This window comes from Bacteroides sp. 43_46 (assembly GCF_001915455.1).
Taxonomy (GTDB): domain Bacteria; phylum Bacteroidota; class Bacteroidia; order Bacteroidales; family Bacteroidaceae; genus Bacteroides; species Bacteroides caccae.
Genome location: NZ_MNQN01000123.1, coordinates 50,408 through 62,517 on the forward strand (window position 1 = coordinate 50,408; position 12,110 = coordinate 62,517).

Genomic DNA, 12,110 nt, shown 5'->3' on the forward strand with positions numbered 1-12,110 from the left:
TAAATACAGAACATTATGAAATTGAAATATATCCTTGCGGCAGGTGTTGTGGCACTATTGGCCGGTTGTGATGAGAGTCGTTTTCTTGATACTAAACCTCAGGGTACACTCAATGACGATTTGTTGTCGTCGGCTGAAGGTATGGAACTCCTGGTCACTTCGGCTTACGCCGGGCTGAAAGGTCCCAATCGTGATATGCACTGGGTACCGATGACCAATTGGACGTATGGTGAAGTACGTTCGGACAATGCCTATAAAGGTGGCGGTGGTGTAAACGATGGTGACTTTTGTACACTGCTTGAAACTTTTAAGATAGATGCTACATGGGCTAATGCCGATGAAAAATGGTTTCAACTTTATTGTTGCTTGCAACGTTGCAACAGTGCATTGAGAGTCATGAATACACTTGATGAGAACACCTTGCCGGTACTTAAGAGCCGTAAAGCTGAAATGAAAGTGATTCGTGCACATTTCTTCTTCGAACTGGTTCGCCTTTTCAAACAAGTACCTTACTTTGACGAAAACGTGGATATTGATGATTATAAATACATCCCCAACAATCAGTTTACCCGCGAAGAACTTCTTGGCAAGATTGCGCAGGAGTTTCTTGACGCCGCTAACGACTTGCCTGACACTCAATCCCAAATAGGCCGTATCACCAAGAACATAGCATACGCATACGCTGCCAAAGCCAAACTTTATCAGGCTTACCAACAAGATGAGAATAATCAGGTCATTGCTGTCGACAAACAGTTGCTTGCTGAAGTAGCGGCTCTTTGTGATAAAGTAGGTGCGCAAGGGAAGGCGTATGATCTTTTGAATGACTTCCAGAAGCTCGACCAACTGGAATATGAAAATGGGGTAGAGTCTGTGTTTGCCGTACAATATTCGATGGATGATGAAACCGAAGGTGCCGGAAACATAAATTGGAGCAACCTGCTCAATGCCCCCAAAGGTCCTTACGGTGGCGACGGATTCTTCCTGCCCAGTCAGAATCTGATAAACGCGTATAAGACAGATGCCTATGGACTGCCTTTGTTTGATACCTTCAACAACAGTGATTATGGAACGTACGAAGGGAATGAGCTCACTAACGTTGAGGCAACAGTAGATCCCCGTCTGGATTTTGTTACCGGTCGTCCGGGCATTACCTGGAAAACTTACACAGTTGAGCCTTGCAAAGCAAATTGGATACGTAACAGTGGCGAATATGGCTTTAACTGCACCAAGCGCTTTTACATCTCGCCTGAAAGTGAAGATATGTTCCAGGGGTGGCCTTGGGGAGCCTCTCATCTTAACTGGCAGATAATCCGCTATGCTGATGTATTATTGTGGAAGGCTGAAGCCTTGATAGAGATTGGCGAAGCTGCCGGACTGGAAGAAGCCCGCAAGATTATTAACCGTATTCGTCTGCGTGCCAAGAATAGTCCTTATGTGAAGGACTTTAAGCATCCCGAACAAAATGCGGCCAATTACCTGATAGGCGAATATCCGGCTGAAGGTTGGAATCAGGACTTTGCCCGCAAAGCATTACGTTGGGAACGTCGCATGGAGTTTGCCATGGAAGGTGACCGTTTCTTCGATCTGGTACGTTGGGGGATTGCTGAGGAAACCATGAACAGTTACATCGTTGTGGAGCAAAACAAGCGTGTTTATTATCGCGGTGCCCGCTTCATCGGTGGCAGGGATGAATACTTACCCATTCCCAATGCACAATATAACTTCTCTGAAGGTACTTATGTACAAAACCCAGGATATGGTAAGTTTAACTAATATAAACTCCTTAAATATAGATATGATGAAAATAAAAAGATACTTGATGAGCGCCTTCTGCCTGTGTATGTTCACGGCCTGCGATAGTGATGACAATAACCTGTTGTGCTATGGTACCCATACTGACATCGAAGGTGATGTTACTGCATTCGGAGCTGTTGGCGATGGAAAGACCGACTGTTCGAAAGCTATAAATAGTGCAATAGCCTCGTTGCCCGCCGAAGGGGGAGTATTGGTGATTCCCGAAGGTGACTTTGTACTTGACGCTCCCATTGTAATCAATAAGCATAATGTGACGATCAAGGGATTGAATCCCGGTATGCGCAGCAATATTGACGTGAATGGAATAAATGACCTCTTGGGTCCTGGCGGTGGAAGTAAATTGGTGGCGCGTAATGCCGAGGCTGCCATAAAAGTGGAGACGGGCATGAAAGGCGTAAAGATTATGAACCTGATGGTGTCAGGCGGCACGGAAGCCAGGAACATCGGCATACACTTTGTCGGCGCGACCGATAATGGAATGCTTTCTAATATTATCGGTATAAATTTGCATACCGGTGTTAAGATAGAACAGGCAAAAAATATGCAGATAGTCAATTGCTGGGTATGCGAACTCCCTAATAGTATCGAGTTGATTGGCGGTGAAAATATTGTTGTGAAGAACTGCCAATTGGGTGCTCAACCTGCGGGGATTACTTGCAAGGTGCAGGAAGTGAACAAACTTTCGTTCATCAATAATCAGGTCTATCCCGACGGACGTGAAAATCTGATACTTGACGCTTGTAATAATTGTGTGATTGAGGGCAACAACTTCAAGAGCTACTATAATGGTATTCTGGTGTTGAACGGTAATGACAATACGGTGAATAAGAACATCTTCTGGCTTACGGGAGCTGTTCAGAACCAGCTGCTCGACCACGGCGACGACTTTGGCATCATCAACGTAAAGGGCAACAATAATATGGTTACATCCAATAGCTTGTCGTGCGAATGGGCTTATGCCGGCGCTGTGACTGTAAATGCCGTTCAGGGAACCGGTAACGTGTTCAAGAATTGCTTTGTTGACAACTTGGAGAGCTGTCGGGTATTTCTGGTGAACGCACAAACCGAAGTCTCCAATTGTGTATCATCCGATAAGGTGAGCATAGTAGAATAACCTTCCTATCATATACCATTATTAATATAATAACACCATGAAGATAAATAAATTCTTAATAAGCGGACTGCTCTTTATACTGGGCACATCTTGCAGTAATGACGATAACTATACGCTTTGTGATGAATGTAACGGTCAGAAGATAATAGATATAACCCAGTTCGGGCTTCCGACCGACGGCTCTACCGATTGTGCCGACCTCATCAATGCCATAATAGCCGACCTTCCGCCCGAGGGAGGTACGATACTTATTCCCGAAGGAACGTTTCGTTTGGATAGTCCCATTCAGCTCACCCGCAATTTCGTGACGCTGAAAGGCGTGAATGACGACGTCGCTGCTACTGCTGCCGATGCCCGGGAAAGTCGCCTGATACTGGGAAATGCCGAATATGCATTACACGTTGCCCCTGTTGCCGATATAGACGGACGTAAGAACCGTATCAGCGGTGTGGAGGTAAACGGACTTACACTTGTGGGAAAGGCCGATCATCAGGGAACCGGAATCTTTGTCGAGCACGATAACGATCGCCTGCACTTCTTCAACATCAGAATGGAGAATATGTACCAGGGTATTAAACTCCAGGGATGTGATGCCATTACATTGGCTCGGATAGATGCAACCGACGCAGTGAATGGTATTGAAATGAACGGTGGCATACAGAATATGGTGACCAACTCCCTCTTCGGATCAGCGCAGGGCGGTGTGGCGGCGCGTATCTCCGGTGAAAGTAACCTGATATTCTCTCACAACAAACTGACGGCGGAAGATGACCGTTGTGCCAGCTTTACAGGTTGCAGCCGGGTGAATATCTCGGATAATGAATTTACAGGAAACAAAATGACCTTCTTTGATATAAGCGGGCAAAACAATCTGATAAGTGACAACGTGTTCACCGTAAACAGGAGCGATAATCAACTCAATGGCAAAGAGGCGGACTATGGAGTGATTCATGTGAAAGGAGAATATAACCACTTCACGTCGAACACCATTCATGCGGATTGGAGTGACGGTATAGAAAACCCCGTGACTGTGAATGCTGCGGAAGGGGAAAATAACCGTTTCGCAAGTTTCACGATAGAAAATACGAACAGCAATCAAGTCTTTTATGTCAGCGAATCGTCCGAAGTGATAGATTGCGGAGTGACAGAAGAAAATATAAAGGTGAAACCGTCTGAAGCGCAGGACTTTACGAACGCAGCTTATGTGATAACGTATGACACTCCCGAAGAGATAGAAGATGATGATGAAAAGGCCTCCTATGCATGGTTCAAGAAACAGTTTGTAAATGGCAAAGTCATTACTGCCGCTGCATTGGCTGGCGAGGATCTTTCTGCTTATGATGTTATTTGGGTACATATAGACCGTGTGGGTATTGGAGCCGGCTGGGACAAGTTACCTTTGTCTGCCGATGCGGTTGCCGCGTTGACAACCTATTATAAGAATGGTGGAAACCTGTTCCTGAGCAATCATGCGACTCAGTTGGTTGTACCTTTGGGACGTACCGAACGGGCTCCCGGAATATTTGGAGACGGTGAAGGCGGATCAGGTGCAGACATTTGGACGATTAATGCCAATATCGGAATGGAGTATGACCATCGCTCGCATCCTGCTTTTGCCGGTATGGTTACTTCCGACCAATTCTCTCACGAAACATTCCCGTTGATCGGTCCCGGACAGCGTGAAGACCATAACTGTATGTGGGATTTGAATTCTTATGGTTTCCCCGGCCTTTACCCCAATGCAGGAAATGTGGTGAAAGCGTTTGAAGAGGAAAATAACGCTACCGTTTTGGCAACATGGGGTCATGTGACGGACTATTGTTGTGCCGGAATGGTGGAATTTGCCCCGACAACGGAATATCAAGGAACTTGCATCGCTCTCGGACTGGCTGCTTACGAATGGAACCAGAATAGTAATCTGAACGTTTATCAGGATAATATCATGCTCATGACGAAGAACATATTGCATTATCTAAGCGCTAAGAAATAGGCAGGTAACATTTTTTCTATCTTTTGAAACAAAAGTGATAGGTGTAGCTATCCGTTACGCCTATCTTTGCATTGTGACAAATGAAAGGCTATGAATACTAATAATTAATCTAATACCATATTGATATGAATGTATTATTCTCGTTTAAACAGTTACGGACCTTATTGGCAATGCTGGCTATGATGATTTTCTCATTTCCGGACGCTGTTGCCGACGCACCTTCCTTGATAATCAAGGACCTGGGCGAAGGGCATTGTCTGGTACAGATAAACACGAACCAACGATATTTGCTTCTCCCCGTTGAGGAGGTGATGCCTGATGTGCGTGTCAGTATGATCGTTAATAATAAAGAGGTGAAGGCTGCGGACGTTCGTCTGGCGGTGAACAGAGTGGACTATTTCGTTCCGCTGGACCTTTCGGGCTATACCGGCAAAAACGTACTATTGAAGTTTAAGTTGGGCTCGAACGACCCTGTACGGGGCAAACTTTCTGCTGTTTGCTGCAAGGAGATGAAGTTGGCCGACACCTTCGATACCGGCAACCGCGAAAAGTTCCGTCCCACCTATCACTTCTCACCTCTTTACGGTTGGATGAACGACCCCAATGGAATGGTATACAAGGATGGCGAATACCACCTTTTCTACCAATACAACCCTTACGGCTCCAAATGGGGAAATATGAGCTGGGGACATGCTATCAGCAAAGACCTCGTAAACTGGCAACATCTCCCCGTAGCCATTGCGCCCGATGCATTGGGAACTATCTTCAGCGGTTCGGCTGTTGTCGATACCGATAACACTGCCGGTTTCGGTGCGGGAGCTATCATCGCCATTTATACGCAAAACAGCGACCGGCAAGTACAAAGCATTGCTTACAGTACCGACAACGGACGCACTTTCACCTGCTATGAGAACAATCCCGTACTGACATCCGATGCACGTGACTTCCGCGACCCGAAAGTCTTTTGGCATAAAGAAACCCGGCGCTGGATTATGATATTGGCAGTAGGACAGGAGATGCAGATTTTTTCTTCTCCCAATCTGAAAGACTGGACGTACGAAAGCAGTTTCGGAGAAGGCCAGGGCGCACATGGTGGCGTATGGGAATGTCCCGATTTGTTTGAACTTCCGGTAGAAGGGACGAATGAAAAGAAGTGGGTGTTGCTTTGTAATTTGAATCCCGGCGGTCCGTTCGGAGGAAGTGCCACTCAATATTTTGTAGGAACCTTCAACGGAAAAGAATTTGTAAACGAATCTCCCTCCAAAACCAAATGGATGGACTGGGGAAAAGACCATTATGCAACCGTGACTTGGAGCGATGCTCCCGACAACCGCCGTATCGCTATCGCATGGATGAGCAACTGGCAATATGCCAACGATGTTCCGACTTCCCAATACCGCAGTCCGAACTCCGTTCCCCGCGATTTGGGCCTCTTTACCGTCGGCGGTGAGACTTATCTCCAATCTGACCCGTCTCCCGAATTGCAGAAACTGCGTGGCATCTCAAAGAAACGTTCGTTCAGAGTGAACGGAACACGTACGGTAAAAGAAATGATTCCGGTCAACGAAGGCGCCTACGAAATAGAACTGTCTATCAAGCGCCAGCATGCGGACATTATCGGCTTCCGCCTTTACAATGACAAGGGCGAAGAAGTGGATATGCAATATGATATGAAAGAGAATAGATTCTCTATGGACCGTCGTAAAAGTGGTGATGTCGGCTTCAACGAGAATTTTCCGGCACTGACGTGGACAGCTGTTGAAAGCGGTAAGAATGAGCTGAAGCTTCATTTGTTTGTAGATAAATCAAGCGTGGAAGCATTTGGTGACGGCGGGCGTTTCGCAATGACCAATCAGGTCTTCCCTTCGGAACCTTACAATCACATCGATTTTTACAGCAAAGGCGGAGCCTACAAGGTAGACTCGTTTATCGTCTACCGGTTGAAGCAATAAGCTTCTGCCATTTAATCTATGCGCTCTTTTCCTGATTCCCTACGGCAGAGTATGTCTACCCCTACGGATTAGTACACTGAAGGCAACGGTATACTTCTGTCAGGCTTACGGTATTAATACCTCACCACGGCCGTGGTAACTTCTCTCCACAGCCATGAAGAGATCTCTCCATAGCCATGGAAAGAATTCGTCACGGCCGTGGCGAACCAACATTACCGTAGCTTTCATCCTATTATATCAGTATGAAACATCAACTGTATAAGCGGTAAACGGGTTTATTCCCGTAGGGGCGGACCGGTTAAGCCATAAGGACACAGAATTTATAAAATAGTAGATATAACAATGGAAAACAGTAAAAACTCTTCTCTCTCCAAACTGATCCCGGTGATGCTATGTTTCTTTGCCATGGGATTCGTTGACTTGGTAGGCATTGCTTCCAATTATGTAAAGGCAGACCTCGGCCTGTCGGACTCACAAGCAAACATTTTCCCTTCACTCGTCTTTTTTTGGTTCCTGATTTTCTCCGTACCGACAGGGATGTTGATGAGCCGTATCGGTCAGAAGAAAACCGTATTGCTCAGTCTGCTCGTGACATTCGCTTCATTATTGTTGCCGGTTTTTGGTGACAGTTATATGTTGATGTTGATTTCCTTCTCTCTGTTGGGAATCGGAAATGCGTTGATGCAGACTTCTCTGAACCCGTTGCTCTCCAATATCGTGCGTGGTGACCGCTTGGCGAGCAGCCTGACTTTCGGACAATTCGTAAAGGCGATTGCTTCTTTCCTGGCACCATACATTGCCATGTGGGGAGCAACGCAAGCTATTCCGTCTTTCGATTTGGGCTGGCGGATTCTTTTCCCGGTTTATATGATAGTGGCCGTTGTCGCCATTCTTCTGCTCAACGCCACGCAGATTGAAGAAGAAAAGGAAGAAGGCAAACCGTCTACTTTCGGACAATGCCTTGCCTTGCTCGGCAAGCCGTTTATCCTGCTTTGCTTTGTCGGTATCATGTGTCATGTCGGTATCGACGTGGGCACAAACACTACCGCCCCGAAGATTTTAATGGAGCGCATCGGAATGGGATTGGATGATGCAGCTTTTGCAACGAGTCTTTATTTCATTTTCCGTACGGCAGGGTGTTTCCTCGGATCTTTCATATTGCGCAAGATGTCCGCGAAGTCTTTCTTCGCTGTCAGTGTTATTATGATGTTGGCAGCCATGATTGGCTTGTTTATCTTCCACGAAAAGGCAATCATTTATGTTTGTATCGCTTTGATAGGTTTTGGCAACTCGAATGTGTTCTCCGTTATCTTCTCGCAGGCATTGCTTTATTTGCCGGGTAAGAAAAACGAAGTTTCCGGTCTGATGATTATGGGACTTTTCGGCGGAACGGTGTTCCCGCTGGCTATGGGAGTGGCTTCGGACACTTCAATGGGGCAGAACGGCGCAATTGCCGTCATGACTGTCGGTGTACTTTATTTGCTGTTTTATACGTTCCGTATCAGAAAATAATTTTATATTTGAGAATCAATTAAACTCTGTTTATCATGAATAATATAATAGTAGGAATGGGTGAAGCGCTTTGGGACGTGTTGCCCGAAGGAAAGAAAATAGGCGGTGCTCCGGCAAACTTCGCTTATCATGTTTCACAATTCGGCTTTGACAGCCGTGTGGTCAGTGCAGTGGGCAATGACGAACTGGGTGACGAGATCATGTCGGTATTCAAGGAAAAGAAACTGAATACTCAGATTGAACGGGTAGATTATCCTACGGGTACAGTACAAGTGACACTGGACGCTGAAGGGGTGCCTTGCTATGAAATTAAGGAAGGTGTCGCCTGGGATAACATTCCTTTCACGGACGAACTGAAACGTTTGGCGCTGAACACACGTGCCGTTTGTTTCGGATCACTGGCACAGCGCAACGAAGCAAGCCGTGCCACTATCAATCGTTTCTTGGATACAATGCCCGAGATAGATGGACAATTAAAGATATTTGACATCAATCTCCGTCAGGACTTCTACACCAAAGAAGTGTTGCGTGACTCTTTCCAACGTTGTAATGTCTTGAAGATAAACGATGAAGAGCTGGTGACTATCAGTCGTATGTTCGGTTATCCGGGCATTGACTTGCAGGATAAGTGCTGGATTCTGTTAGCTAAATACAACCTGAAAATGCTGATTCTGACTTGCGGCATCAATGGCAGCTATGTATTTACTCCGGGGGTTGTTTCCTTCCAGGAGACTCCGAAAGTCCCCGTGGCCGATACGGTAGGTGCAGGCGATTCCTTTACGGCTGCCTTCTGTGCTTCCATATTGAATGGAAAGCCGGTGCCCGAAGCACACAAACTGGCTGTGGAAGTCTCTGCTTACGTTTGTACGCAGAGCGGGGCGATGCCGGAACTGCCGCAGGTGTTGAAAGACAGACTATTATAATCCTATTTTACATATTGGCAGATTGAATCAGTATCTGTTATCTATGTAGAACCTCTCAAAGTTAAATGTTATGCTTTGAGAGGTTCTGTTTTGATAACGTATGCTTTGAAAAAGCAAGCTACTGGCGGTAAAATGAGATTAACGGATATAACAGATATGGAGAACTTTTTCCGTCTTATTCAATCTGTTCTTTGTGTTCTTTTGAAAGAAAACCATTATCTTTATCCCGATATAGAATAGGATTTTGTATGGTAAGAGGTACGATGAAGAAAGAAAAGCACAGTGCTATGAGATATTTTCGTTGGACGGCAATACTGCTTTGCCTTATTGGGATAACGGCGTGTCGGCAGGATACTCCCCGTTTTCGTATCGGTGTGGCGCAATGTAGTGATGATTCGTGGCGACATAAGATGAATGATGAGATACTTCGTGAAGCGATGTTCTATGATGGTGTATCTGTCGAGATACGTTCTGCCGGTGATGATAACCGCAGACAGGCGGAAGATATTCATTACTTTATGGATAAGGGAGTGGATTTGCTGATCATCTCAGCTAATGAGGCTGCCCCCATGACTCCAATTGTTGAGGAGGCTTACCGGAAAGGAATTCCGGTCATCACGGTCGACCGGAAAATTCTTTCGGATAAATATACTGCTTATATTGGTGCGGATAATTATGAAATCGGTCGTGCGGTAGGCAATTATATCGCTTCCCGCCTGAAAGGGAAAGGTAATATCGTTGAACTGACTGGGTTAAGTGGCTCGACTCCCGCCATGGAACGTCATCAGGGATTTATGGCTGCTATCAGTCATTTTCCCGAGATAAAGCTGATTGATAAAGCAGATGCGGTTTGGGAGCGTGGGCCGGCAGAAGTAGAAATGGACAGTATGCTTCGACGTCACTCGAAGATTGATGCTGTGTATGCGCATAATGACCGAATAGCTCCGGGAGCTTATCAGGCCGCCAAAAAAGCCGGACGGGAAAAAGAAATGATTTTTGTAGGCATTGACGCCCTGCCTGGTAAGGGAAATGGTCTGGAACTCGTGCTCGATAGTGTATTGGACGCGACTTTCATTTATCCTACCAATGGAGATAAAGTACTGCAACTGGCAATGAACATTCTCGAAAAGAAATCTTATCCTCGCGAAACGGTGATGAATACGGCTGTTGTCGACCGTACCAATGCGCATATCATGCAACTTCAGACTACTCATATTTCAGAACTCGACCAAAAAATCGAAACACTGAACGGACGTATCAGTGGTTATCTTTCAAGGGTAGCTACCCAGCAGGTTATCATGTATGGAAGTTTGTTGATTCTGTTATTGGTGGCCGGATTGCTACTTGTCGTTTATAAATCTCTCCGTTCCAAGAACCGGTTGAATAGGGAATTATCAGAACAGAAGAAGCAACTCGAAGAACAGCGGGATAAATTGGAGGAACAGCGTGACCAACTGATTCAACTGTCGCATCAACTGGAAGAAGCGACTCATGCCAAACTGGTTTTCTTTACGAATATCTCTCATGATTTCCGTACCCCTCTGACTTTGGTTGCTGATCCTGTGGAACAATTATTGGCAGACAGAACGCTGACCGGAGACCAGCACCGGATGTTGTTGCTCATTCAGCGTAACGTAAATATTCTCTTGCGCTTGGTCAATCAGATTCTGGACTTCCGTAAATATGAGAACGGAAAAATGGAATATACTCCTGTTCCGGTAAATATCCTTTCTTCTTTTGAAGGGTGGAATGAATCTTTCCAGGCGGCAGCCCGTAAGAAGCATATCCATTTCTCTTTCGATAATATGCCGGATTCGAATTATCATACACAAGCCGATGTGGAGAAGTTGGAACGGATTTATTTTAATCTTCTGTCGAACGCTTTTAAGTTTATGCCGGAAAATGGAAAAGTTGCCGTCCGTTTGTCCACCTTGACAAAAGATGATAGCCGTTGGATTCGTTTTACTGTATCTAATACTGGTTCGATGATTTCTGCCGAACATATTCGTAATATTTTTGATCGTTTTTATAAAATAGATATGCATCATGCCGGTTCGGGAATAGGATTGGCTTTAGTAAAGGCTTTCGTCGAACTGCACGGTGGAACTATATCAGTGGAAAGTGATGAAAAGCAAGGAACTGTTTTTACTGTCGATTTACCGGTACGGACCTGCGAAGTATTTTCTTTGGAAGATTCTTCCGCAACCTCTGTTTCCGAAGTATCTCCCTTGAATAACGCTGTGCCCGTTGAAGAAGAGGAACTGGAGAAGAACTATGATTCTTCCAAACCTTCTGTACTTATCATTGATGATAATGCGGATATTCGTCTGTATGTTCATGGATTACTTCATGCAGACTATACTGTCATTGAAGCGGCAGATGGTTCGGAAGGTATCCGCAAAGCTATGAAATATGTCCCGGATTTGATTATCTCCGATGTAATGATGCCCGGTATTGACGGCGTTGAATGTTGCCGCCGTCTGAAAAGCGAACTGCAAACATGCCATATTCCTGTTATCTTATTAACAGCCTGTTCTTTAGATGAACAGAGGATTCAAGGGTACGACGGTGGTGCGGATTCTTATATCTCCAAACCTTTCAGTTCTCAATTACTGTTGGCACGTGTTCGTAATCTGATAGATTCGCATCGCCGTCTGAAACAATTCTTTGGTGATGGACAGGCATTGGCGAAAGAAGATGTTTGTGATATGGACAAGGAATTTGTAGAGAAATTCAAAGCTTTGATTGATGAGAAGATGGGAGATTCCGGTTTGAACGTAGAAGATTTGGGCAAAGATATGGGG

The 12,110-nt window shown here is 45.5% G+C and carries 8 protein-coding genes; 7 read left to right on the forward strand and 1 reads right to left on the reverse strand.

Going from position 1 to position 12,110, the window contains the following annotated elements; all coding sequences use genetic code 11:
- Positions 1-15: 15 nt before the first annotated feature.
- The 4 genes from BHV72_RS14155 (at position 16) to BHV72_RS14170 (ending at position 6,871) form a co-directional block, all read left to right on the forward strand.
- The gene (locus BHV72_RS14155) at positions 16-1,773 is read left to right on the forward strand and encodes a RagB/SusD family nutrient uptake outer membrane protein (RefSeq protein ID WP_286856219.1); all 1,758 of its coding nucleotides are present in this window, start codon (positions 16-18) and stop codon (positions 1,771-1,773) included.
- 22 nt (positions 1,774-1,795) lie between these two features.
- Entirely contained in the window at positions 1,796-2,929 is a 1,134-nt protein-coding gene (locus BHV72_RS14160; protein WP_286856221.1) for a glycosyl hydrolase family 28-related protein, read from the forward strand.
- 37 nt (positions 2,930-2,966) lie between these two features.
- A complete protein-coding gene (locus tag BHV72_RS14165) occupies positions 2,967-4,919 on the forward strand; it encodes a DUF4960 domain-containing protein (RefSeq protein WP_286856224.1) in 1,953 nt (650 codons plus the stop codon).
- A 125-nt stretch (positions 4,920-5,044) separates the two neighbouring features.
- Entirely contained in the window at positions 5,045-6,871 is a 1,827-nt protein-coding gene (locus tag BHV72_RS14170) for a glycoside hydrolase family 32 protein (RefSeq protein ID WP_286856225.1), read from the forward strand.
- A gap of 105 nt (positions 6,872-6,976) precedes the next feature.
- Here BHV72_RS14170 and BHV72_RS14175 read toward each other — a convergent pair whose 3' ends face one another.
- Positions 6,977-7,099 (reverse strand): hypothetical protein, encoded by a 123-nt coding sequence (locus BHV72_RS14175; protein ID WP_259301309.1) that lies wholly within the window; start codon positions 7,097-7,099, stop codon positions 6,977-6,979.
- 114 nt (positions 7,100-7,213) lie between these two features.
- Here BHV72_RS14175 and BHV72_RS14180 point away from each other — a divergent pair, with 114 nt between their 5' ends.
- The 3 genes from BHV72_RS14180 to BHV72_RS14190 form a co-directional block, all read left to right on the forward strand.
- Positions 7,214-8,383, forward strand: a complete 1,170-nt coding sequence (locus tag BHV72_RS14180; RefSeq protein WP_005681639.1) for an MFS transporter — start codon at positions 7,214-7,216, stop codon at positions 8,381-8,383.
- A gap of 35 nt (positions 8,384-8,418) precedes the next feature.
- A complete protein-coding gene (locus tag BHV72_RS14185; protein WP_005681638.1) occupies positions 8,419-9,306 on the forward strand; it encodes a carbohydrate kinase family protein in 888 nt (295 codons plus the stop codon).
- A 287-nt stretch (positions 9,307-9,593) separates the two neighbouring features.
- Positions 9,594-12,110: substrate-binding domain-containing protein (locus tag BHV72_RS14190; protein WP_286856229.1), on the forward strand; the 2,517-nt coding region annotated here is incomplete at its 3' end.

What these genes read in the sequence shown, in the direction of transcription:
- BHV72_RS14155 (WP_286856219.1), top strand. Translation starts at nt 16, where the DNA reads ATGAAATTGAAATATATCCTTGCGGCAGGTGTTGTGGCACTATTGGCC.
- BHV72_RS14175 (WP_259301309.1), bottom strand. Translation starts at nt 7,099, where the DNA reads ATGAAAGCTACGGTAATGTTGGTTCGCCACGGCCGTGACGAATTCTTT.
- BHV72_RS14160 (WP_286856221.1), top strand. Translation starts at nt 1,796, where the DNA reads ATGATGAAAATAAAAAGATACTTGATGAGCGCCTTCTGCCTGTGTATG.
- BHV72_RS14185 (WP_005681638.1), top strand. Translation starts at nt 8,419, where the DNA reads ATGAATAATATAATAGTAGGAATGGGTGAAGCGCTTTGGGACGTGTTG.
- BHV72_RS14180 (WP_005681639.1), top strand. Translation starts at nt 7,214, where the DNA reads ATGGAAAACAGTAAAAACTCTTCTCTCTCCAAACTGATCCCGGTGATG.
- BHV72_RS14170 (WP_286856225.1), top strand. Translation starts at nt 5,045, where the DNA reads ATGAATGTATTATTCTCGTTTAAACAGTTACGGACCTTATTGGCAATG.
- BHV72_RS14165 (WP_286856224.1), top strand. Translation starts at nt 2,967, where the DNA reads ATGAAGATAAATAAATTCTTAATAAGCGGACTGCTCTTTATACTGGGC.